The organism is Actinomadura xylanilytica, assembly GCF_030283145.1.
Taxonomy (GTDB): Bacteria; Actinomycetota; Actinomycetes; order Streptosporangiales; family Streptosporangiaceae; genus Spirillospora; species Spirillospora xylanilytica.
Genome location: NZ_JASNWE010000001.1, coordinates 1,055,492 through 1,078,521, shown reverse-complemented (window position 1 = coordinate 1,078,521; position 23,030 = coordinate 1,055,492). Strand labels below are relative to the sequence as shown.

21 protein-coding genes are annotated in these 23,030 nt (G+C 73.0%); 11 read left to right on the top strand and 10 right to left on the bottom strand.

Annotated features, from left to right (window positions below; translation table 11 throughout):
• The first annotated feature begins 121 nt into the window (after positions 1-121).
• A complete protein-coding gene (locus QP090_RS05040; protein ID WP_285938581.1) occupies positions 122-1,210 on the top strand; it encodes a thiolase C-terminal domain-containing protein in 1,089 nt (362 codons plus the stop codon).
• Positions 1,211-1,235: 25 nt separating this feature from the next.
• Here the strand turns inward: QP090_RS05040 and QP090_RS05035 are convergent, their stop codons facing one another.
• Complete coding sequence (locus QP090_RS05035; protein WP_285937275.1) at positions 1,236-1,463, bottom strand: hypothetical protein; 228 nt, start codon at positions 1,461-1,463, stop codon at positions 1,236-1,238.
• A gap of 278 nt (positions 1,464-1,741) precedes the next feature.
• Positions 1,742-2,410 carry a TetR/AcrR family transcriptional regulator gene (locus QP090_RS05030; protein ID WP_285937274.1) on the bottom strand — a complete coding sequence of 223 codons (669 nt, stop codon included), beginning with the start codon at positions 2,408-2,410 and terminating at the stop codon, positions 1,742-1,744.
• A 138-nt stretch (positions 2,411-2,548) separates the two neighbouring features.
• Between QP090_RS05030 and QP090_RS05025 the strand changes: the two genes are divergently transcribed.
• Positions 2,549-3,136, top strand: a complete 588-nt coding sequence (locus QP090_RS05025) for an HAD family hydrolase (protein WP_285937273.1) — start codon at positions 2,549-2,551, stop codon at positions 3,134-3,136.
• 276 nt (positions 3,137-3,412) lie between these two features.
• Here the strand turns inward: QP090_RS05025 and QP090_RS05020 are convergent, their stop codons facing one another.
• Entirely contained in the window at positions 3,413-3,952 is a 540-nt protein-coding gene (locus tag QP090_RS05020) for an RICIN domain-containing protein (RefSeq protein WP_285937271.1), read from the bottom strand.
• Between the two features lie 362 nt (positions 3,953-4,314).
• Positions 4,315-5,430, bottom strand: a complete 1,116-nt coding sequence (locus QP090_RS05015; RefSeq protein WP_285937270.1) for an Rv1352/Rv1906c domain-containing protein — start codon at positions 5,428-5,430, stop codon at positions 4,315-4,317.
• A gap of 179 nt (positions 5,431-5,609) precedes the next feature.
• On the opposite strand from QP090_RS05015, the gene QP090_RS05010 reads away from it, so the two are divergent.
• Positions 5,610-6,356 carry a hypothetical protein gene (locus QP090_RS05010; RefSeq protein ID WP_285937269.1) on the top strand — a complete coding sequence of 249 codons (747 nt, stop codon included), beginning with the start codon at positions 5,610-5,612 and terminating at the stop codon, positions 6,354-6,356.
• A 69-nt stretch (positions 6,357-6,425) separates the two neighbouring features.
• Here QP090_RS05010 and QP090_RS05005 read toward each other — a convergent pair whose 3' ends face one another.
• Positions 6,426-8,948 carry a M14 family zinc carboxypeptidase gene (locus tag QP090_RS05005; protein ID WP_285937268.1) on the bottom strand — a complete coding sequence of 841 codons (2,523 nt, stop codon included), beginning with the start codon at positions 8,946-8,948 and terminating at the stop codon, positions 6,426-6,428.
• A 106-nt stretch (positions 8,949-9,054) separates the two neighbouring features.
• Complete coding sequence (locus QP090_RS05000; protein ID WP_285937267.1) at positions 9,055-9,825, bottom strand: hypothetical protein; 771 nt, start codon at positions 9,823-9,825, stop codon at positions 9,055-9,057.
• A gap of 362 nt (positions 9,826-10,187) precedes the next feature.
• On the opposite strand from QP090_RS05000, the gene QP090_RS04995 reads away from it, so the two are divergent.
• The 6 genes from QP090_RS04995 to QP090_RS04970 all read left to right on the top strand — a co-directional run bounded on the left by QP090_RS04995 (position 10,188) and on the right by QP090_RS04970 (position 16,429).
• Positions 10,188-10,484 carry a hypothetical protein gene (locus tag QP090_RS04995; protein WP_285937266.1) on the top strand — a complete coding sequence of 99 codons (297 nt, stop codon included), beginning with the start codon at positions 10,188-10,190 and terminating at the stop codon, positions 10,482-10,484.
• 482 nt (positions 10,485-10,966) lie between these two features.
• Positions 10,967-12,040 (top strand): sugar ABC transporter substrate-binding protein, encoded by a 1,074-nt coding sequence (locus QP090_RS04990; protein ID WP_285937265.1) that lies wholly within the window; start codon positions 10,967-10,969, stop codon positions 12,038-12,040.
• A gap of 96 nt (positions 12,041-12,136) precedes the next feature.
• Positions 12,137-12,922: an ATP-binding cassette domain-containing protein gene (locus tag QP090_RS04985; RefSeq protein ID WP_285937264.1), complete on the top strand. Its 786-nt coding sequence runs from the start codon at positions 12,137-12,139 to the stop codon at positions 12,920-12,922.
• 11 nt (positions 12,923-12,933) lie between these two features.
• Entirely contained in the window at positions 12,934-14,217 is a 1,284-nt protein-coding gene (locus tag QP090_RS04980; protein ID WP_285937263.1) for a sugar ABC transporter permease, read from the top strand.
• 227 nt (positions 14,218-14,444) lie between these two features.
• Complete coding sequence (locus QP090_RS04975) at positions 14,445-15,203, top strand: ATP-binding cassette domain-containing protein (protein ID WP_285938580.1); 759 nt, start codon at positions 14,445-14,447, stop codon at positions 15,201-15,203.
• Positions 15,200-16,429, top strand: a complete 1,230-nt coding sequence (locus tag QP090_RS04970) for an ROK family transcriptional regulator (protein WP_285937262.1) — start codon at positions 15,200-15,202, stop codon at positions 16,427-16,429. Before QP090_RS04975 ends, QP090_RS04970 begins: the two co-directional genes overlap by 4 nt.
• 47 nt (positions 16,430-16,476) lie before the next feature.
• Here QP090_RS04970 and QP090_RS04965 read toward each other — a convergent pair whose 3' ends face one another.
• Complete coding sequence (locus tag QP090_RS04965; RefSeq protein WP_285937261.1) at positions 16,477-16,998, bottom strand: flavin reductase family protein; 522 nt, start codon at positions 16,996-16,998, stop codon at positions 16,477-16,479.
• 409 nt (positions 16,999-17,407) lie between these two features.
• On the opposite strand from QP090_RS04965, the gene QP090_RS04960 reads away from it, so the two are divergent.
• Both QP090_RS04960 and QP090_RS04955 read left to right on the top strand, forming a co-directional pair.
• Positions 17,408-18,583 (top strand): thiolase C-terminal domain-containing protein, encoded by a 1,176-nt coding sequence (locus QP090_RS04960; RefSeq protein ID WP_285937260.1) that lies wholly within the window; start codon positions 17,408-17,410, stop codon positions 18,581-18,583.
• The gene (locus tag QP090_RS04955) at positions 18,580-19,008 is read left to right on the top strand and encodes a Zn-ribbon domain-containing OB-fold protein (RefSeq protein WP_285937259.1); all 429 of its coding nucleotides are present in this window, start codon (positions 18,580-18,582) and stop codon (positions 19,006-19,008) included. The genes QP090_RS04960 and QP090_RS04955 overlap by 4 nt, the downstream gene beginning before the upstream one ends.
• 24 nt (positions 19,009-19,032) lie before the next feature.
• On the opposite strand, the gene QP090_RS04950 is transcribed toward QP090_RS04955, so the two are convergent.
• Genes QP090_RS04950 through QP090_RS04940 form a run of 3 tightly spaced genes read right to left on the bottom strand, consistent with a single transcriptional unit; the run spans position 19,033 to position 22,952 of the window.
• Positions 19,033-20,751 (bottom strand): AMP-binding protein, encoded by a 1,719-nt coding sequence (locus tag QP090_RS04950; protein ID WP_285937258.1) that lies wholly within the window; start codon positions 20,749-20,751, stop codon positions 19,033-19,035.
• A gap of 57 nt (positions 20,752-20,808) precedes the next feature.
• Complete coding sequence (locus tag QP090_RS04945) at positions 20,809-21,888, bottom strand: phenylacetate--CoA ligase family protein (RefSeq protein ID WP_285937257.1); 1,080 nt, start codon at positions 21,886-21,888, stop codon at positions 20,809-20,811.
• Positions 21,885-22,952, bottom strand: coding sequence for an LLM class flavin-dependent oxidoreductase (locus QP090_RS04940; protein ID WP_285937256.1), 1,068 nt, complete (start codon positions 22,950-22,952; stop codon positions 21,885-21,887). Before QP090_RS04940 ends, QP090_RS04945 begins: the two co-directional genes overlap by 4 nt.
• Positions 22,953-23,030: the final 78 nt, after the last annotated feature.

The following is a 23,030-nucleotide window of genomic DNA, read 5'->3' as shown; positions in this document are numbered from 1 at the left end:
CCCCATCCTTGGCGGGCGGCACCATTCCCGGGGACGGGCGGAGAGGGGCCACGTGGGCGGCAGACAGGGCTTCTCCGGACGGCAGGGCTTCTCCGGGAAGGCGGCCGTCGCGGGCGTCGGGATGACCGCCCTGACCCGCGAGTCGGGCCGGACCGAGCTCCAGCTCGCCGCCGAGGCCTCCCGCGCCGCCCTCGCCGACGCGGGGATCGACCGCCCGGACGCGATCCTCAGCTACCACCTCAACGACTCCGCTCCCGTGCTCTACCTGGCCCGGGAGCTGCGGCTCCCCGAGGTCGGCTGGCACAACGAGATCTACGGCGGCGGCACGCAGAGCGCGTCGATCCTCGCCGACGCCGCGATGCTCGTCGACGCGGGCCTGGCCGAGAACGTGCTGGTCTACCGGGCGCTCAACGGCCGGTCCGGGAAGCGGATGAACGCCCTCGGACTCAAGCTGGGGGAGGGGACCGAGGAGCAGTTCACCCACCCGTACGGCATGGCCGGGCCCGTCCACCAGTTCGCCCTCGCCGGGCAGCGCTACCTGCACGACGCCGGGCTGGACGAGGTGCACACCCACGCGATCGTCGCGCAGTCGCGCGCGCACGCCGTCCGCAACCCGCGCGCGCTCCGGCGGGAACGCCTCGACATGGCGACCTACCTCGCCAGCCCCATGGTGGCCTCCCCGCTGCGCCGGATGGACTGCTGCCAGGAGACCGACGGGGCCTGCGCCCTGGTCGTCACCAGGGCGGACCGCGTCCCGGACGCGCCCCGGATCCACGCCGTCGTGCGCGGCGGCGGGCCCGGCGCGTCCACCATGGACAAGGCCGCCGACGTCACCCGCCTCTTCTCGTCCTACCTGGCCGGCCCGCTGTACGAGGCCGCCGGGATGAAGCCCGAGCACGTCGACGTGTCGCTGCTGTACGACGCCTACGGGTGGCTGGTGCCCCGGCAGCTCGAAGACTTCGGCCTGGTGCCGCGCGAGGACCTCGGCGCCGTCCTGCGCGCACAGGAGATCACCTGGAACGGGCGCTTCCCCGTCAACCCGCACGGCGGGCTGCTGTCGGAGGGGTACGTGCACGGGCTCAACAACGTCGCCGAAGCCGTCCGGCAACTGCGCGGCGCCGGGACCAACCAGGTGCGCGGGGCGGGCGTGGCGCTGTGCACCGGATTCGGTGGCAGCTACGGCAGCGCCGCCATCCTCACCGCCGCCTGAGCGTCCGCCCGCGGACGGGCGCCGGTCACCCGGAGCGGGCGCCGATGATCGATGTGCGCAGTCCCTCCGGCGTGGGCGCCTCCACCAGGCGCGGCCCGCCGCGCGAAGGGACCAGCGCCCACCACGAACCGGTGGCCCGCCCGAACCAGACGCGCACCCCCGGGAACTGCTCCTGGAGCCCCTGCACCGTCCGGGCCCGCAACGCCTCGGGCGTCGGTTCCTCACGACCGGCGGCGTCTCGCTGAGCCGTCATGTCGCCCTCCCCCCGTTGTTCTCTTCGGTAACAGCGTCCTCACAGCCCAAAGCGTCACCCCGGATCGGTAAAGTGTGACTAATGACACTATGGACTGCCGGGCGTCGTTACGGGGCCCGGACGCGTCGGGAGACCCGCGGGGACGGTTCTGACCAGGCCGGACGGCGTCTGCGTTCGGCCGCTCGTCCGGGCACACGCTGCACCGGACCGCGCGGCGTCCCGTCGCCGGCGCCGCGGCGCACGACCCGTGCCGGACGGGCCGTGCGGCGGCGGAGGGCTCAGTGCGTGTTGATGCCGTCGAACATGACCTTGAGGTAGTGCTCGGCGAGGCCGCTCGCGTTCAGCCGGCCGCCCGGCTTGAACCAGCGCACCGCCACCCACACCGTGTCGCGGATCATCCGGTAGGTGAGCTTGGGGTCGATGTCGTCGCGGAACAGGCCGTCGCGCTGGCCCGCCTTGATCGTGTCGACCCACATCTTCTCCACCTTGTCCTCGGAGTCGGTGAGGTAGGCGAAGCGGTCCATGTCCTTGAGGTAGTTCCAGTCGTTCTGCATCACAGTGATCGCGGCGCGGTGCGGCTCCAGGGTGCCGAACGCGATGCGGATCAGGCCGGCGATGGTCTCGCGCGGGTTCTTGCCCTCGTCGATGACCGACTGGTAGGCCGACATGATCTCGCGGAAGAAGCCCGCGAGGATCTCGTCGACGATCGACTCCTTGGAGTCGAAGTGGTGGTAGAGGCTGCCGGAGAGGATGCCCGCCTCGTCGGCGATGTTGCGCACCGTCGTGGCCTGGAAGCCCTTCTCGGCGAAGAGGTCGGCCGCGAGCCTGATCAGGTGCTCACGCCGTTCCGAGGCGAGGGCGGGCGAGCCCTTGCCGCGGCGGCGGGCCCCGCCCTCACCAGCGGTGCGGGTCCTGGGTCGTCCTGAATTGGCGCTCGTGGTCGTCACCCTCTCATTATGCCGTGCGCGCCCAACCGCTTGCTCGACCCGACGCGCTGACAACAGGTTACGCGGTGCAACAAGCGCTTGTTCCAGGTTCGGCCGCCTGGTCGGCGGCATTCCCCGGGCCTGCGTAGGGTCGGGGACATGGCAGATGTGATCGTTTTCGATCTGTACGGAGTCATCGCCCGGACCCAGACCCCGGCGGCGATCGCCCGGATCGAGGGGCTCGCCGGTCTCTCCGGCGCCCCGTTCTGGGACGCCTACTGGGCCTGCCGGCCCGCCTACGACGCCGGCCAGGAGAGCGCAGCGTACTGGGCGGCCGTCGCCGGACGGGCCGGCGCCGCCTTCGCCGACGTGCCCGCGCTCATCGAGGCCGACCTGGAGAGCTGGTGCGAGGTGGACGGCCGGATGGTCGAGCTCGTCACCGAACTGGCCGGCCGGGGCCGCACCCTCGGCCTTCTGTCCAACACCATCTCCGACCTGCTGCCCCGTTTCGAGGCCCGGCACGGCGCCTGGCTGAGCCGCTTCGACGCGCTGACCTACTCCTGCCGGATCGGGGTGGCCAAGCCCGACCCGCGCGCGTACGAGATCTGCGCCGAACGCCTCGGCGTCGCCCCCGCCGACGTGCTGTTCTTCGACGACTCCGAACGCAACGTGATCGCCGCCCGCGAGGTCGGCATGCGCGCCGAGGTCTTCAGCTCCCCGTCCCAGGTCCGGGCCCTGGTCGGCTAGTTCGTCTTTCAATCCCGGTCGGCGTCCTCGCCTGGCGGCTCGGACGCCGACCGTGCTCGGGCGAGCGCGACATTGCTTCGCCACCTGGCCGGTGAGGCTTGTCTCCGGCTTCGCCTCACCGGCCAGGTACCGCGCTTGCGCGACAGCTGAGGCGCGCCCTGGACACCGGCCGTGCGTCTGCCTCCATGTACCGGCGCGGGAGAGGTCACGAAAGCGCGAGGTCCGGGACCACCGCCCTGGGAGCGGTCACGGTCTACGGCATGGAGGTGCGGCTGATCAGACGTGCTTCCAGACGCGCTTGTTCCCGCCGGTCCCGCACGGGTCGATACGGAAGTAGGTCGATCCCGGGTAGGTGGACAGGCACTTGTTCTTGGCCGGGTTCTTCAGCTTCCCGGTGGCGCCGCCGGTCCACTTCCACTGCTGGGTCTTGCCGGCGCCGCACTTGCGCATGACAACGGCGGCGGTGCCGTAGACGGTCAGGCAGTTCTTGTCGTTGACGGAGCTGCGGAAGGTGCCGTCGTTCTCGAGGACCCAGAGCTGGTGCCTGATGTCCTTGTGCTTGCGCGGGTGGCAGTCGACCTGCCGGACGGCCGCGTTCCCGGCGTCCTTCCTCGTGTCCAGGCACTTGCCCGTCTGCTTGCTCTTGTACTGGAACGACGTGATCATCACGTGCGCGTCGCCCCCGGTCGCTGACGAGGAGGCGGCGGGGGCCGCGGGGGCCGCGGGGGCGACGGGGGCCGCCGCCGCGGCGGAGGCCGTGCCCACCAGCATCGCCCCGGCGGAGGCCAGGGTGAGGGCCAACTGCTTGCGCTTCATGTGCTCCCCGTTCTGGCGGCGCCCGGACGAATCCAGGACACCGCCACAAGATCGTTTGGCGGCATATTACACAGAACGGCTACATTTCAAAACCGATTCGATAACTTTCACGCTCGGGCGTCTCGCGGTCCGAGCCCGACTTCCCAAGCGGGAGCGGGGCCGGCCCGGACACCCTTCCTCCAGCGGCCACGAACCGTCCGTCCCCTAGGTGTTTCCCGAAGAGGCCGATGGAGTTCACGGCGCCTCGGACCGGCCGGGCCGGGACCAGGTGATGCCGTGGTATTTCAGCCGGTCGCGGCTCGGCGTGGAGACGGGTGCCGGCCGATGCCATGACGTGCTGGGACGCGACGTTGTGCGCGGGATCAGTCGGCCGGTGGGCTCTCGGCGTCCGGCGGCGGGGACGGGGCCGGGGCCAGGGGGAGCACGGCCCCGCCCGCCTCGGCGGCCTCGGCCAGGCGGGCGCGGAGTGTGCGGACGAGCTCGTCGCTCTGCTCGGTGAGCCGCTCGATCGCGGGCAGCGCCAGATCGTCGCGGACGGTGTCGGCGAGCAGCTCGTCGTACTCGTGCGCCCGTTCGGCGATCGTCTCCAGGTAGCGGTGGGCCCGGAGCGCCTCGTCGGCCGAACAGGTCCGCTCGGCGTAGCGTTCGAGGGCCTCCACCCGGCGGGTCAGCGCGGCGACGGAGGCGTCGAGCTTCTCCCGCAGCGGGAGCAGCGCCGCCTCGACCTCCGGCAGTCCGGCGGAACCGGAGATCTCCTCCTGCTCGCCGCGCAGCCGCGACTGCTTGGCGAGCACCTGCGCGATCTCCCACTCCTGGCGGGGCAGCGTGACCGCGTTGTCGACCGAGTCGAGCAGGCCCTCCCGGTTGACCTCGGAGTCGCGCACGGCGTCGACGGCGGCCTGGGCGCGGCCGAGCAGCTCGCGGGCGGGGCCGTCGAAGTCCTCGGGGGTGAGGTAGCGGTCGCGGCGGCGCTGGAGCTCGCGGGCCCGCCGCAGGTCGAGCGAGACCGACGGGGTGCCGAGTGCGATCAGCACGGCGAGCATCGCCAGCCCGAGCAGCCACAGCGAGCCGAGCAGCGGCGAGCCGATCAGCCCGAGGCCGAGCACGGTCAGCGGCGCCAGCCACACCAGCGGGCGGCGCCGCGCGACGATGGTGTCGAGCTCGGCCCGCAGCGCCGGGTCGGCGACCGGCCGCAGCTCGGCGCGCGGCGTGGCGCCGGCCGGGTGGGCCGGCGCGATCCGCCGCCAGTACGCGCCGACGTGCGTCTCGAAGGCGAAGTCGGTGGCGGTGATCTCGATCTCGACGGGCCCGGCCGGCAGCGGCCACGAGCCGACCGGGTCGCCGCCGCCGGGTCCGGTGAACCGGACCCACCAGCCGCCCTTGCCGTCGTCGCACCGGTAGCGGCCCGGCGCGACGTCGATGCCGACGAAGAACGTGCCGATCCCGGGGATGGAGTTGCTCCAGGCACCTCTGGTCACCGGCGACCTCCGAGCCGACCTCTCGCGCCGCGTCCCCCCGCCCCCTCCGGCGGAGCCGTCCCACGGCCGACCACGCGCACCGGGTCAGACGTCCGGGGGGCGATAAGAGTTGCATTACCCACATCCGCCTCGGGAAAGTCGCGTGCGGGCGCAGAGATTGCGGGTGGAATACTCCAGGCGTGCGACCTGACTACGACCCTCTCGACGACCCGCCCTGGGCGATGCAGCTAGTGGTACGCGCCGAGAAGGCCGATCCACCCGGCCACGGCGCGGTCTGCGAGGCGGCGGCGATGGCGGTGGCACGGCTGCTCACCGACCCGCGCGCCACCGGGCCCGAGCCCGAAGCCCCGCAGGCCGCCGAGCCCGCGGAGACCGCCGAGCCCGCCGCGGGCGAACCGGACGGGGAGCGTCCCGGGCAGTGGCGCGCAGCGATCCGGGAATGGGAGGCACGGCGCATCCGGAAGGTGACGCGGCGCGCCCGGGGCGTGCGGTGGCCCGAGGCGCAGGCGTTCCCCGGCGTGACCGTCGAGCACGACGGCGCGGAGGTGCGCGCGTTCGTGCCGGGTCCGGTGGCGGACGTGCCGCCCCCGCTGGCCAGGCTCCAGGTCGCCGGGCTCGACCTCGCCGACGACGCCCCGGCCGGCCCGCCGCCCGAGCCGCCGTACGCGGCGCTCGCGCTCAACCCCGAGGTGACGATCACCACGGGCAAGGCGGCGGCGCAGTGCGGGCACGCCGCGCAGTTGCTGCTGCGCGAGGCGTCGCGGCCCGACCTGGACGCGTGGACCGGCGGCGGCCTGCGGGTGCACCTGGTCCGGGACGTCCCGTGGCGGCGCTGCGTCGAGCACGCCACGATCGCCGTCCGCGACGGCGGCTTCACCGAGGTGCCGCCGGGCACCATGACCGCGATCGCCTGGGTCGTCCGCTGAACGGCCCGTGCCGCCCCTCCCGGGTCCGGGACGGGCGGCACGGGACGGGCGGCACGGGGATGGGCGAAGTCAGGGCAGGGTCACCGCCACGGGGGTGATCCCGGCCTTGCGGATGAGGGACGGGAGCCGGCCCGCGAACGGGTGCTGGTCGGCCGGGAGACCGTCCGGGTTGTCGATGACGTAGTGCACCGTCCCGCCACTGCGCCGTTCGGCCCACTTCGCGCCGGCCGAGCGGAGCACCGCCGCCGCCCTGGCGGCGTCGGCGGCCTGCACCGAGACGCGGATCGGCGACTCGTAGGACGGCAGCCCGGCGGCCTGCTCCGCCGCCCCCGCCAGTGCCCGCACCGACAGCGGCGAGGTGTGCTCGGGGTCCGGGCCGAGGATCGCGTTGTAGAGCAGCTTGGCGGTGCCGTCGCTGAACGCCCGGAAGTTGGGCTCGGCCGCGAACAGCACCGAGCGGCCCTTCCCGACAGGCTGGTCGACGACCGCCGCCGTTCCGCCGAGTTCGGACGCGCCCTTCTCGAAACCGGACACGAACCACTCGGGCGAGTCCGCCGCCGGGTAGGACACCGCGACCCCGCTGGACGCCCGCATCACCGGGTCGTACGAGGTGAAGTTCCAGGCCGAGCCGCCCACGCCCTTGGCGAGCGGGCTGCCGCCGTCCACCTTCACCCGGAACATCGTGCCCGGGATGTCGGAGGCGGGCTCGCTGAGCGTCGCGGCCGTCAGCCCGAGCCGCGCCGCGAGCTGCGTGCCGCCCTGCCAGCCGACGTAACGGCCGCCGTCCCGCGTCCACTGCTGGAGCGCCCGGCGCCCGGCGTCGCCGAGCGCGTCGTAGGCCGCCGACGCGGGCCCGTTCGGCGTGAGGAGCACCTGGACCCCCGCCAGCTTGCCCGCGGCCACGTCGGCCGGGCTCAGGGGCGTGAACGGCATCCTCCAGTCGCGGTCGAGGCGGCTCCGCAGCCAGCCGGCCGACTGGACGGCGCTGGACGAGGTCGCCGAGAGCTGGAGGACGCCGACCTTCGGCGCCTTGCCGCCGTGCCCGGCACGTTCGGCCGGCAGTGCCGGCACGCCGGCGGCCCTCGGACGCAGTTCGGCCCCGGACGAGCCGCCGGACACGTTCGCCAGCAGCGGCATGCTCCAGGCCGTCACGTCATAGAAGTAGGGGAACGGCGTGTAGGAGTCCTCGTTCAGCATCGCCTGGATCCAGTGCTTCTGCCCCTGCGCCATGGAGATCCAGTACGTCCCGGCGGGCAGCGTCGCCTTCCCTTCCGCCTGCCCGTACGCCTTGTAGTCGGGAACGTTCAGCGGCCGTACGAGCCGTTCGACGTTCACGCCCATGCGTTGCAGCCGCCGCACCACCGTCCGGACCTCGGCGCGTTTGGCCGGGTCGTCGTCCCTCAGGAAGTAGTGCCGGACCTTCCGGTCGGGTACCGGCCGGTCGACCTGGTTCGGCGGGTTGTAGATCTGGTTGGGCTCCAGCCGTCCCGCCCTGCCCTGCTCGTAGGCGTCGACGGTCATCTGCCGCCACTCGGTCAGGATCTTCGTCCGGTTGCGGGCCGCCGACGACAGCGACACCCACTGGGTGAGGTACTGCTCCTTCACCCGTTCCGGGTACGGGCTGTCGCCGCCCTTCTCGTACGTCATCCCGGCGGCGTGGAACGCGCTGGTCGGGACCGTGTCGCCGTACCCCTGGTAGAAGAGGTCGTAGGTGTCGCGGTTGAAGAAGTCGATGCCCTGCCGTGTGAACTCGGCGGCCATCGGCGCGCCGTACATGTCGTTGATCCAGCCGACCGCCTGCTCGGGCGTCTCGTGGTAGATCGGGTCGGCGTTCGGCGGGAAGAAGAACGACGTCCCGCCCATCTCGTGCGCGTCGATGTAGAGCGCCGGCGGGTACTGGTTCAGCATCGCGAGCTTGCCGTCGGTCTCGGGCTGGGTGCGCGCGAACCAGTCCCGGTTCATGTCGAAGCCGTAGGCGTTCTGCCTGGTCCGCGCCTGCCGCCCGTCCGGGTTCTGCGTGGGCAGGACGATGACGAGCGCGTTGTCCAGCACCTTCGCCGCCGCGCAGTCGGCGCGGTCGCCGAGGTCGCGCAGCACCTTCAGCGCCGCGTCGGTGCCGCTCGGCTCGTTCCCGTGCACGTTGCCGTTGATCCACAGGATCGGCACGCCGCGCGCGGTGATCCGCCGGGCCAGGTTCGCGGGGGTGCGCGGGTCGCGGAGCCGCGCGGCGTCGCGCCGGACGCCCGCGAGCCCCGCCTTGGTCAGCAGCCCGGGACGGCCGGCGATCGCGTACTTGAGCGGACGGCCCTGCGCGGTCGTGGCGAGCGTGCCGGACACGACGCGCTCGCTCGTGGCCGCGACGGCCTCGAGGTAGCGGTCCGACTCGGCCGCGGTCGCCTGCCGCTCACCGAGTTCGAAACCGAGGATCTTCTCGGGGGAAGGGACCTTGCCACGGTAGATGGGGGTGGTCTGCGTGGGGTCGCAGCCGGGGGCGGCGGCCGTGGCCTGCGCGGCGGCGGACGTCGCGGCGGACGCCGGTACCGCCAGGGACGCGGCCAGCAGCACCGACCACGCCAGATTTCGGGCTCTCATGTGGCCCAAGCTCGCACCGCGCACCTCGTTCACCAACAGCAACACCTGCCAAGGTCGCCGCCGGGCCGGTGCCGCCGCCCACGTTGACGCGCGGCGCCCGGCGGGCTCAGGGCCGCGGCGGCGGCGTCGCGGACGCGGGCGAGGGGGCGGACGCGGCGTCGCCGCCGCGTTGCAGGCGGCTGATCGCCGACAGCGCGAACTCCTGGGTGCGGGTCAGCCCGCCGCCCGGCCCCGTCCCGCCGGGTCCGGGCGCGGCGCGGGCGACCTGGACCTTCGCGCTGAGCCCGTACGCCAGGAACAGCAGGGCGACGAACCCCACGAGGTAGGCGCAGTGCTCCAGGAGCCGGGTGAGATCGCCGCCGAGCACGTCCAGTACGGAGAACATCGCGAATCCGGCCATCCAGCCGGCGAGCGGCGGCACCAGCCACACGTCGCGGCGGCGCAGCACCGCCGCCAGGGCGGCCAGCACGAGCAGCGCCTCGGCCGCCTTGACCAGCATGAGCGCGGGGCCCGCCGCCCCGGAGCTGAAGTAGTCCTCCAGCTCCGCGCGCCGGTCGCCCCAGGTGAGCGCGGCGGTGAGCAGCACCGTCACGCCGTAGGCGATGAGGAACGCGCCGATCGGAAGATGGAGGCGATGCCAGGTCGAGCCGCCGCCACCCGTCCGGACGGACGGCGCGCGCGCGGGCGGTGCGGGAGGTGCGGCGGGCGGCCCGGCCGCTTTCTCCGGGATGGACGGCGCGGGCACGGGCACGGCCAAGGTCGGAGGCTCGGCCGCGGGCTCGGACGGGGGCCCGACCGAAACCTCGGTCTCGGTCTCGGTCTCGGCCTCGGGCATGGGCACGGCTTTGGTCTCGGCCTCGACCTCGGGCACGGACATGGCCTCGGGCACGGTCTCGTCGATCGCCTCGGGGAGGGGCGAAACCGCAGGTGGGGGCGGGTCGGTCGGGGGAGGTGAGGCAGGCTCGACCCGGCGGGGGAGCTGCTGATCGGGCCGGGTCAACTCGACGGGCCGATCCGGATCGGGCCCCGCACTCGCCGCCATCACTGCCCCCAAAATCCCTATGTGTCGACTGAGCGCAAGATATCCCGAATGGTGCCGCGGGCGTCGCCGATCCGGCCCGAAGGCCCGTGGCACAGCGTGATGAGCCCGCCGCTGACCTGCTCGAAGTGCTTGCAAGACGCCCTGCGACAAGGGAGGCTGAGTGCTCGTCGGGCCACACGTAATCCATAGGACACGAGATGACGCCTGACGATACGGGAACCGCCGCGTCCACCAAGACGCGGATCGAATATCTGGAGGAGCTCGGCGACGAACTGGCCGGGCGGGGCTTCAAAGTGCGCCTCACCCTGCCCCGCGGCCAGGCGCCCAGTTTGCACGTGATGAACCCGGACGCGTCCGCCCTTACGGAGAACATCCTGGCGGAGCAGGGCGCGGACGGCTGGTGGTACTGGTGGTCGTGGGCCGAGCGCATCGCGGCGGCCGACGACGTCACCATCGCGGCCGACCGGGTCGCGCTGGTCCTCGCCGCCCACTGACCGGCGTGATCATGCAGCACGGTCCCCGGCGCACTCCGGGGGACGTCCTGCATGATCACGTCGCGTGCCCCGCCCGGCCCTGCCGCGCCCTGTCGCGCCCCGCTCCCGGGTTTCCCCCTGCTCCCCCCACTTCCCCCCGCTTCCCCGGCTCCCCAGGCCATCCTCGGGTCGGGTCGGCTCCGAATGTTGGCTCCCCGAACATATGACCGCGTCGCGCGCGCCGGCCGGGGAGCGTCCGCCGTCGTCGCGCGGTGCGGGGATGTCGGTCCCGTCCCGGAGTTTCCTCCTGGTTGATAGCGCGTTACGCGATTGTTACCGCTAACAACAAATTCACTGTGCCGCGGGTCTGGTGCGCCGCCGGGCTCCGACATAAGTTGCGGGACACAACATTCGCGCCGCCGGCTTCGTGATCCTGGTCACCGCGGCGCGGAACCCCCCCTGGCCGTGGACGCGGCCACACCCCCCAGAAAGGACCCGGGCAAATGCGCAAGGGGATCCTCAGCCTCACCGCGGTGTCGGCCGCGGCCGTGCTCACCCTCGCCGCGTGCGGGGGCGACGGCGACGATGCGAAGTCCGGCTCGGCCAAGGGCAAGATCGGCGTGATCCTGCCCGACACCACCTCCTCAGTCCGCTACGAGAGCTTCGACCGGCCGTTCCTGGAGCAGTCGTTCAAGACCGCAGGCGTCCAGTACGACATCCAGAACGCCGAGGGCTCCACCCAGCGGTTCCAGACGATCGCCGATCAGATGATCACCAATGGCGTCACGGTCCTGATCGTGGACGGGCTCGACTCCAACTCGGCCGCCGCGGTGCAGCGCAAGGCGCAGACGCAGGGCGTCAAGACGATCGACTACGACCGGCTGACCCTGAACGGCGTCGCCGACTACTACGTCTCCTTCGACAACGTGAAGGTCGGCGAGGAGCTCGGCAAGGGCCTCCAGAAGTGCCTGGGCGACAAGCCGGCCAACATCGTCTACCTCAACGGCGCGCCCACCGACAACAACGCCACCCTGTTCGCCAAGGGCGCGCACAACATCCTGGACAAGGTCACCTCCTACAAGAAGGTCGCCGAGCAGGCGGTGCCGGACTGGAAGCCGGACAAGGCCGCGACGATCTTCGAGCAGATGTGGACCGAGCAGCACGGGAAGATCGACGGCGTGCTGGCCGCCAACGACACCGTCGGCAACTCCGCGGTGTCGATCATCAAGAAGAACGGCGAGGCCGGCAAGGTCGCGGTCACCGGCCAGGACGGCAGTGCGCAGGGCCTCCAGAACATCCTGGACGGCTCCCAGTGCATGACGGTCTACAAGCCGGTCAAGCAGGAGGCCGACGCCGTCGCCAGGCTCGCCCTCGCGCTGCTGAAGGGCGAGAAGGGCGAGACCAACGGCACCACCAACGACCCCCAGGGCAAGCGGGACGTGCCCTCGGTGCTGCTCAACCCCATCGGCATCGACAAGGAGAACGTCAAGCAGGTCGTCGAGGACGGCTTCGTGAAGTCCTCCGAGCTGTGCAAGGGCGCCTACGCGGCCAAGTGCAAGGCCGCCGGCATCAAGTGACGACCCCTCGCCGGCCCGCGTGGCGGGTCCCGTCCCGCGGTGGCGTTCCCCGCCCGGGACCCGCCACCGGCCGGTGGTACCGCGGAAGGGAAACTCGTGGCAGAAAACGGTGACCCCGTCCTCGCCCTGACCGGGCTCAACAAGAGCTTCGGGCCCGTGCACGTGCTGCACGACGTCGACTTCACCCTGCGCCAGGGCGAGGTGATGGCCCTGGTCGGCGACAACGGCGCGGGCAAGTCGACCCTGATCAAGTGCATCGCCGGCATCCACCCGACCGACTCGGGCACGATCGAGTTCGAGGGCCGGCCGGTGCAGATCGGCGGGCCGCGCGACGCCGCCGAACTCGGCATCGAGGTGGTGTACCAGGACCTCGCGCTGGCCGACAACCTGGACATCGTGCAGAACATGTTCCTCGGCCGCGAGCGCCGCAACGGCCTGGTGCTCGACGAGGACTCGATGGAGGAGGCGGCCCGGCAGACCCTCGCGCGCCTGTCGGTCCGCACCGTCAAGTCCGTCCGGCAGCAGGTGGCCAGCCTGTCCGGCGGGCAGCGGCAGACCGTCGCGATCGCCAAGGCGGCGCTGTGGGAGTCCAAGGTCGTCATCCTGGACGAGCCCACCGCCGCACTCGGCGTCCAGCAGACCCGGCAGGTGCTGGACCTGGTCCGGCGGCTCGCCGACACCGGGCACGCGGTCGGGCTCATCTCGCACAACATGAACGACGTGTTCGAGGTGGCCGATCGCATCACCGCCCTCTACCTTGGCCGGGTCGCCGCGGTGGTGCGGCGCGCCGAGGTCACCCACGGCCAGGTCGTGGAGCTCATCACCGCCGGCCGTTCCGGTGATCTCGGCCTCGCGCCGACGACCGCCGCCGAGAGCATCTGAAGGGGGCCGAGGTGTCCACCGACATCCCCGAGGGCAAGGAGGCCGCCGTGCGCCTGGCGGACTCGGACTTCGCCATCGACCGGCGCGACCACGACGCGCGGTCGGCGATCGCGGACTACTGGGGCCGGGTGCGGTCCGGCGAGCTGGGCGCGCTGCCGGCGATCCTGGGCCTGGTCTCGCTGGTCGTGCTGTTCACCGCGCTGCGGCCCGACACGTTCCTCAGCAAGGGCAACATCGCCAACCTGTTCACCCAGGCGCTGCCGATCACCATCCTGGCGATGGGCCTGGTGTTCGTGCTGCTGCTGGGCGAGATCGACCTGTCCGCCGGTGTGGCCAGCGGCGTCAGCGCGGCGGTGATGGCCAAGCTCATCGCCGACTCCGGCCAGCCCTGGTACGTCGCGGTGATCACGGCGGTCGCGATCGGGATCGTGATCGGCACCGGCATCGGGTGGCTGGTCGCGGTCGTCCGGATACCGTCGTTCGTCGTCACGCTCGCGCTGTTCCTCGGCCTCCAGGGCCTCACGCTGAGGCTGATCGGCGACGGCGGCACCGTTCCGGTCCGCGACGACGTGATCGTGGCGCTGGCCAACAAGAACATGCCGGTCTGGGCCGGGTGGACGCTCGCCGGGATCTGCGCGGCGGGCTACGCGGCCGTCCAGCTCGCGCGCTGGCGGCGGCAGCGGTCCCGCGAGCTGGTGGCGCGCCCGATCGAGCTGGTGGTCGCGCAGTCGGCCACCGTCGCCGTCGTGCTGCTGGCCGGCACCTACCTGCTGAGCCTGGACCGGGCGCCGAGCCCGTTCGTCACGCTGGCCGGCATCCCGTGGGGCGTGCCGCTGGTCGGCGTCCTGCTCATCGCCTGCACGTTCGTGCTGGCCCGCACCCCCTACGGCCGGCACGTCTACGCGGTCGGCGGCAACGCCGAGGCCGCCCGCCGGGCCGGCATCAACGTCACCCGGATCCGGGTCTCGGTCTTCATGATCGCCTCCGGGTTCGCCGCGATCAGCGGCATCGTGGCCGCGTCCCGGCTCAACTCGGTCACCCCCGACTCGGGCGGCGGGAACACCCTGCTGTACGCGGTGGGCGCCGCGGTCATCGGCGGGACGAGCCTGTTCGGCGGGCGCGGCAAGGCCCGCGACGCGGTGTTCGGCGGGCTGGTCATCGCCATCATCGAGAACGGCCTCGGGCTGCTCGGCACCAAGGCCTACCTCAACTTCCTGATCACCGGGGCGGTGCTGCTGCTCGCCGCGAGCATCGACGCGCTGGCCCGCCGGCGGCGGTCGGCCGCCGGCCGGTGAGCACCGCCGGGGAGGCCGGCGAGCCGATGGCGCGCGCCGTCGGCTCCCCGGCCCTCGCCCGTTTCCGGGCGGGGAACGCTGCTGATACGCTCACCAGCCACCAGCGCTCGACGCGCAGTGCCGGCCGGACCGCGGCGGAGCGAGAAGCACCCGGCCGCCCGGTGGGGGTCCGGGGGCGGTCCCCCGGATCGGAGGCGGTCGACGTGGCACGGTGGGAGCCCCTCGGCATGTCGGTGACGCCCGTCCTCGACCTGCGGGGCATCGAGAAGAGCTACGGTTCCGTCAAGGTCCTGCACGACGTGTGCTTCACCGCGTACCCGGGCGAGGTCACCGCGCTCGTCGGCGACAACGGGGCGGGCAAGACCACCCTGGTCAAGTGCATCGGCGGCATCCACCCCCACGACCGCGGCGAGTACCGCTTCGAGGGCCGTCCGGCCCGGGTCGGCAACCCGCGCGACGCGGCGGCGCTCGGCATCGAGATCGTGCACCAGGACCTGGCGCTGTGCGAGAACCTCGACATCGTGCAGAACCTCTTCCTCGGCCGCGAGCGCCGCCGCGGCCTGACGCTCGACGAGGCGGCGATGGAGGCACTGGCGGCCGAGACGCTGTCCGGCCTGTCGGTCCGCACCATGGGGTCGGTGCGGCAGCGCATCTCCAACCTGTCCGGCGGGCAGCGGCAGACCGTCGCGATCGCCCGCGCCGTGCTGTGGGACAGCAGGCTGGTGGTCCTCGACGAGCCCGCCGCCGCGCTCGGCGTCGCGCAGACCCAGCAGGTGCTGGAGCTGGTCCGGCGGCTCGCCGACCGGGGCCTGGCGGTCGTGCTGATCTCGCACAACATGAACGACGTGTTCGCGGTCTCCGACCGGATCGCCGCGCTGTACCTCGGCCGGATGGTCGCCCAGGTGCGCACCGCCGATGTCACGCACCGGCAGGTGGTCGAGCTGATCACCTCCGGGACCGGCGGCGGCCTCGGGCTGCGCCGATGAAGGGCGGCCCGTCCCAGGAGGACATCCGGCGGCACAACCTCGGCACGCTGCTGCGCTTCGTCCATCTGCGCGGCCCGGCGTCGCGGGCGACGCTGGCCGAGTCGCTCGGCCTCAACCGCAGCACGATCATGGCGCTGACCGCCGACCTCACCGCCGCCGGGCTGGTCCGCGAGGAGCTGCCGCGCAAGCCGGGGCGGCGGGCCGGCCGCCCGTCGCTGGTGGTCCGGCCCGAGTCGACCCGGGTCTACGTGCTGGCCTTCGACGTCGGCGTCGACCGGCTGGTGGTCGCGCGGGTCGGGCTGGGCGGCGAGATCATGGACCGCCGCGAGGGCACCCGCGACCGCGACGCCGAGCCCGGCGAGCTGGTCGGCGCGCTCGCCGCCGCGGCCCGGTCGCTGGTGCGCAAGGCCGGGCCCGCCGCGGTCTGCGTGGGCGCCGCGGCGGCCTTCCCCGGCATCGTCCGCCGGGCCGACGACACGATCATGTTCGGCCCCAACCTGGACATGGGCGAGATGTCGCTCGGCGACACCCTGTCCCGCCGGCTCGGCCTCGGCCTGACCGTCTCGATCTGCAACGACGCCGACCTCGGCGCGCTCGCCGAGCACGAGCGCGGCGCCGGCGTCGGCTGCGACAATCTGATCTACCTGCACGGCGACGTGGGCGTCGGCGGCGGCATCATCGTCGGCGGCCGGCTGCTCGGCGGCGAGCAGGGCTTCGGCGGCGAGATCGGGCACATGGTCGTCAACCCCGGCGGGCGGCTCTGCTCCTGCGGCTCGAAGGGCTGCCTGGAGGCCGAGGTGGGCGAGCGCACGCTCCTCGCGCACGCCGAGCGCGAGGAGGGCGCGCACCCCGACGGCCGCGCGGCGGTGCGCGCCGTCGTCGACGCCGCCGACCGCGGCGACATCGTGGCGCGCGAGGCGCTGCACCGGGTCGGCACCTGGCTCGGGCTGGGCGTCGCCAACCTGGTCAACATCTTCAACCCGGGCCTGGTCGTCTTCGGCGGGACGCTGCGCGACGTCTACCTCGGCTCCGCCGCGCAGGTCCGCAGCATGCTGGCGACCGGCGCGCTGGCCGCGCCGCGCGAGAAGGTCCGGCTCCGCACCGCCGAACTCGGCGACGACAGCACGCTGGTGGGGGCCGCGGAGTTCGCGTTCGCCGAGGTGCTCGCCGACCCGGTGCAGGTGCTGGCACGGCTGCGCGCCCCGGAGAACACGCCCGTCTCCTGACCGGGACGGCGGGGGAGGGGCGCCGGCGGTCCGGGCCGCGGACGGGCTCAGCCGTCGAAGCGGCCGTATCCGCCCTTGTAGAACAGCAGGGGCTCGCCCTCATGGTGCTTGTCGAGGGCGTGCACGCGCGCCACCACGATCACGTGGTCGCCGGCGACGTGCTCCTGCTCGACCGAGCACTCGATCCAGGCGAGCGCCCCCTCGATGACGGGGCTGCCGCCGGGCGACCCGGACCAGTCGATGCCGGCGAACTTGTCGCCGCCCTTGATGGCCAGCCGCTTGCAGACCTCGAGCTGCGGCTCGCTCAGGATGTTGACGCACAGCCGCTCGGCCGGGCGCAGCCTCGGCCAGGTGCTGCTGGTGTGCGCCACGCAGAAGGCCACCAGCGGCGGTTCCAGCGACACCGAGGTGAAGGAGTTGGCGGCCAGGCCCGTCGGGCGGCCGGTCTCGGCGTCGATCGCGGTGATCGCGACCACCCCGGTCGCGAACCTGCCGAGGACCGTGCGGAACCGGGCGCCGTCGATGTCGGTGACCGGAGTCGCGGGGGAGCCGTGGGGCGATCGGTGCATGCGGCGTTCCATTCCCTGGCCGGAGGGTCCTTCGGCCGAGTCGCGCACGATCGCGGCGGCTGCTGCGGTGGCATTGTCGGCCATCTGACCCGTCCCTTCTCTTAGCCAAGCGCTTGCTTGGACGATAGGGCGGGGCGATTCGAGGTGTCAAGCCGCTCCGGGGCGCCCGACCGTGCATGTCAACTAAAGCCCCTGATCAGGCATGCTCATTCCCAAATCTGACTATCTCCATCGAAGGTCCCGGTCAGGTCTCCGTCCAAGGACCGATGCGGCGGACGGTGCGGCGGCGACCCGGCGGAGTCGCCGGCCGGTACGGCGTCGTTGACGCGCGCACGGGGGGCCGCCTAGAGTCGTGGACAAGCGCTTGCTCGGTTGAGTCGGCGCGGGCGCGAGGCGAGGAGGACAGCGCGTGGGGACCTTCCGCGACCGGACCGCGGTCGCCGGTGTCGGCTACACCCCGTTCAGCAAGGACTCGGGGGTGTCGACGCTCACCCTGGCGGTCGACGCGATCCTCGCCGCGCTGGACGACGCCGGCCTCACCGTGGACGACGTCGACGCCCTGGCCACCCACCGGGTCGGCGACTCCACGCCGCCCTGGGTGGTCGCGCCCGCGCTCGGCGTGCCCGAGGTGTCCTGGTACCTCGACCAGTTCGGCGGCGGCAGCGTCTCGCACTCGGTGGTCGGCCAGGCCGCGATGGCGGTCGCCGCGGGCGTCGCCGAGACGGTCGTCTGCTACCGCGCCATCAACGCCCGGTCGGAGTTCCGCATGGGCGGCACCGGCCGTGGTCCCGCGCCGCTCTTCGACACCCAGTACCAGGCGCCGTACGGCTACTTCGCCCCGCCGCAGCAGTTCGCCATGTTCGCGCGGGCGCACATGAACGCCTACGGCACCACGCACGAGCAGCTCGGCCGCGTCGCCGTCGGGCAGCGCGCCAGCGCCGTCAGGAACCCGAGGGCGCTGAAGCGCGACCCGATCACCCTGGACGACTACCTGGCGTCCCGCTGGATCGCCGAGCCGCTGCGCCTGCTCGACTGCTGCCTGGAGACCGACGGGGCCTGCGCGATCGTCGTCACCTCGAGGGAGCGCGCCCGCGACCTCGCGCACCCCCCGGTGCTGATCTCGGGCGCGGCGTGGGGCGGCGGCGACAGCCTCTTCTCCGGCGCGGGCAGCGGTGTGGACGGCACCGACTTCACCGTCACCGAGGCGGCCCGGCTGGCGCCGCGGCTGTACGCGATGGCGGGCGTCGGGCCGGGCGAGGTGGACGTGGCGGAGATCTACGACTGCTTCACCTACTCCGTCCTCGTCCAGCTGGAGGACTACGGCTTCTGCGCCAAGGGCGAGGGCGGCCCGTACATCGAGTCCGGCGCGATCCTCCCCGGCGGCGAGCTGCCGGTGAACACGCACGGCGGCTTCCTGTCGGAGGGGTACGTGCACGGCATCAACCACATCGCCGAGGCCGTCGCCCAGTTGCGCGGCACCGCGGGCGACCGGCAGGTCCCGGGCGCCGAGGTCGCGCTGTCGACGGCGCAGCCCGGATACGTCCTCGCCGGTACCTCGGCGCTGATCCTGAGGAGCGACCCGTGAGCCTGGCACAGCGTCCGAGGCCGGAACCCGACCGCGACTCCGCGCCCTGGTGGGAGGCGGTACGGCGGCACGAGCTGACCGTCCAGCGCTGCGACGGCTGCGGCACGCTCCGCTTCCCGGCCCGGACGGTCTGCAACCGCTGCCGCTCCCGCGCGTACGCGTGGGTGCCGGCCCGGGGAACCGGCCGCGTCTACAGCTGGGTCGTCAACCACCAGGTCTTCATGCGGTCGATGGCCGACGAGGTCCCGTTCCCGGTCCTGCTCGTCCGGCTGGACGACGGCGCGGAGCAGGGCGACGACCTGCTGATGTACGGCAACCTCACCGGCGGCGACGTCGCCGGTCTCCGCCCCGGGCTCCCCGTCGAGGCCGTCTTCGTGGACTTCGACGAGGAGACCACCCTGGTCCAGTGGCGTCCGGCGGGCTAGCGGGTCCCGCCGGCGGGGGTGCGGCTAGCGGGTCCCGGCCGCGGCCTCGGCGGTGGCCCGCGCGTGCAGGGACGGCTTGTCGAGCTTGCCGTTGGCGTTCACCGGCAGCGCGTCGAGCAGCACGACCCGGCGCGGGACCTTGTAGTTGGACATGTTGTCCCGCGCCCACGCGATGACGGCGTCCGGATCGGCCGTCACGTTCGGCGGGGGGACGACGTAGGCCCAGCCGACCTCGCCCTGCCGCTCGTCCGGGACGCCGATGACCCCGACCTGGCCGACCAGCGGGCAGCGCAGGAGCAGACCCTCGATCTCGGCCGGGTAGGCGTTGAAGCCGGAGACGATGAACATCTCCTTCTTGCGGTCCACGATGGCCAGGTTGCCGGCGTCGTCGAGCGTGCCGATGTCGCCGGTGTGCAGCCAGCCCTCGCCGTCGACGGCCTCGGCCGTCCGCTCCGGGTCGCGCCAGTAGCCGCGCATCACGCCGTATCCGCCGATCAGGATCTCGCCCGGCTCGCCCACCGGGAGGTCGCCCCCGTCGGCGCCGACGATGCGCACCGTCACCCCGGGCACGGCGCGGCCGGTGGTGGCGGCGATCACCTCGACCGGGTCGCCGGGCCGGGTCATCGACACGACCGTGCCCTCCATCAGCCCGTACGCGTTGATCATCCGCTCCAGCCCGACCCGGTCGGCCAGCCGGCGGATCAGCTCCGGCGGCACCGCCGCCGCCCCGCAGATCGCCACCCGCAGCGAGGACACGTCGTACCGCCTCCGGGGGGACGCCCCCGCCGCGTCCTCCGTGCCGGCCCCGGTCGTGCCGCCCGCGGCCGTGCCCGCTCCGGCGCGGGCGCCGTCGAGCTCGTCCAGGATCTTGAAGAACATCGGCGGCGCGCCGGCCAGGACGCTGACCCTGTTGCGCTCGATCAGGTCCATCAGCTCGTCCGGCTGGAACAGCGCGATCGGCATCATCGTGGCGCGGCGCAGCACGCACGCCAGCAGCCCGGCGTTGATCCCGAAGCCGTGCGAGAACGGCGCGATGATCGGGTAGCGGTCGCCCTCGCCGAGCGTGACGAGCTCGGCCCAGTCCCAGTAGCCGCGCAGAAGCTGGGAGTGGTGCAGCATGACGCCCTTGGGCGTCCCGGTCGTGCCGGACGTCGCCATGATCGACGCGATGTCGTCCGGGTCGACCGAGCGGGCCCGCTCCTCGGCGTCGTCGCGGGTGACGGCGGCTCCGGCCGCGATGAACCCCGCCCACGACAGCACCCCGGGACGGGACGGGGCGGGCTCGTCGCCGAGCACGACGACGTGCTCAAGGTCCGGCAGGCCCGAGTGCGGGCGGCCGTCCGCGGGACCGCCGGCGGCGCCCGCGAGCATCCCGAGGTGGGAGGTGCCCATGAAGCCCTCGGCGACCAGCAGCACCTTCGCGCCGACCTTGCCGAGCAGGTCGGCCGCCTCCAGGCCCTTGAACCGGGTGGACAGTGGCGCGATGATCGCCCCGGCGTCCCAGATCCCGAACGCGGCGATGACCCACTCGGGGCTGTTGGGCGCCCAGACCGCCACCCGGTCGCCGCGCGCGACGCCGAGCGCCATCAGCGCCCGCGCGGTCTCGCCGGCCCCGGCCGCGAGGTCCGCCAGCGTCAGCCGGGTGTCCCCGGCGACCACGGCGTCCAGCGGCCCGTGGCCCTCCGCCTGGTCCCGCAGCATCCGCGGGATCGTCCCCCAGCCGGGGACGGGCTGCAATTCCATCGCGTGCTCCTCCTGGACGATCCGCATCCGGTCCCCGCGATCCGCGTCCCGCGCCGGTCAGGTCAGCCGGGCGCGGTCCCTGCCGAGGTGGTGGCCTCGCTCGTCGGTGACGGTCCCGGCCGCGCGGTCCTCGCCGACCTCGGGCTCGACCACCACGTCGATCGAGACGGGCGTCAGCGCGTACAGGGCCTGCGCGATCCGCGCCTTCCACATCGGGTTCTTGACCAGGGTGTCCCGGGTGAAGGTGACGTGCAGCGCGGCGGCGTCGAGCGTGCCCTCGCGCCGGATCCGCAGGTCCCAGCGGCTGAGCCCGTCGATCCGGGTGAGCGCCGCGGCGATCTTGGGAACCGAGACCCAGCGGCCCCTGATCAGCACGTGCTCGCCGACGGTGTGCGCGGGCGCGGGCACGGCCCGTTCGCCGCCGGACAGCCGGACGGCGTGGCCGGTGCGCAGCGTGGCGCCGCCGAGCCCGGAGTGCCATCCGGGCGTGACGACGATCTCCGCCAGGCCCTCGCCGTACGGGGCGTCCAGCGGCGCGTCCTTGTCCGCCGGGGCGAGCCCGAGCAGGCCCTCCCGCACCGGGGTGAGCGCCTCGTCGGACGGGGCGCGCTGCGCGATCGGGACGCCGAGGAACGGGTCGGCGTACAGCTCCCGCACCGACGCCTCGAACTCGCTCGCGAGCTGCGCGTAGGTGTTGGGCGAGGGGATCTCGCCGACCAGCAGGATGTGCCGCAGCTCCAGGTCGAGCGGGTCGAGCAGGAACTCCAGGTGCAGCCGGGCCAGGAAGTCCATCGCGCCGGACGGGGTGGTGACCAAGGCGGTGGCGCCGGTGGCCTCCAGCGCCGCGTGCAGCCGCATCCGGCCGCGGGCGCCGACCGACGCGGCGGCCGTGCCGACCTCGGCGGCGGCCTGGGCGATCAGCGGCCCGGTGGGCTCGCCGTCGCCGTTGAGCGCGACGACGACCCGGTCGGAGGCGCCGAGGCCGGCGGCGCGCAGGGTCTCGGCGGTCAGTTCGCGCGCGGCGGCCCGGTCGGCGGCGCCGAGCGGCGCCACCAGGTCGGCCTCGGCGGACACGGCCAGCAGCCCTTCCGCCCCGCGTCCGGCGGGGAACGCGGCCCGCGTGATCCAGGAGGTCACTTGGCGACCTCCTGCATGAACAGCTTCATCGAGTCGCAGACGTGCCCGTGGCCGAGCCCGCCGACCTGGACCTGGAGGATCAGGTCGGTGGCGCCGGCCGCCTCGATCCGCTCGACCGCCTTGCGGGAGCCCTCGACGTCGTCGATCACGACCATGGTCTGCTCGCGCAGGATGCCCATCGCCTCCTCCGGCGGCATCCCGACGGCCTGCTGCCCGAGGACGCGGTGGGTGGCGTGCCGGGCGTCGGTGTAGTCGGGCGGCGCGACCAGGTTGATCTGCCGGCGCAGGTACCACAGGACGGGGTCGGCGGCGCGGTCGACGGCCTCCTGCTGGGTCGGCGCGACATGCCAGGGGATCATCAGGGCGATCCGCCGGGAGTCCGGGTCGAAGCCGTTGTCGGCCAGGCACTCCTTGTACTTGGCGATGTCGGCGGCGACGTCGTCCAGGCCCTTGAGCATCGTCATGCCGAGCAGGTTGTAGCCCTGCTTGGCGGCGGCGAGGTAGCCGTCCAGGGAGGTGGAGGCGACCCACACCGGCGGGTGCGGCTCCTGCACCGGCCGCGGGTAGACCGCGACGTCGGGCACCTCGAAGAACTCGCCGGACCTGGTGACCGGCTGCCCGTCGGCGTTCCAGATCGCCAGGACGGCCTCCAGCGACTCCTCCCAGAGCTTGCGGGACTGCTCGAAGGGGCGCTGGAACGCCTGGTACTCGAGCGGCGAGGCGCCGCGTCCGGTGCCGAACTCGACCCGTCCGCCGGAGATCACGTCCAGGGTCGCGACGCGTTCGGCGGTGCGGATCGGGGACTGGAAGGGCAGCAGCACCACGCCGAGGCCGAGGTGGATCCGCTCGGTCCGCTGGGAGATCCCGGCCAGGACGAGATCGGGTGCGGAGGAGTGCGAGAAGCCCCGGGTGAAGTGGTGCTCGACGAACCAGGCGGTGTCGAAGCCGAGCCCGTCGGCCAGGACGACCTGGTCCATCACGTTCTCGAACGCCTGCCGTTCGACCTCGCGGGAACGGCCGCGCACCTCAAGTTCGTAGCCAAGGCTGACCCGTAGGGACGTCATCGAGCCTCCGTGTAGTGTATGACCAAGCGCTCGCTTGGGAGATTAGCAGGAGGCCGCCCGTCGCAACAAGTCGCGGAC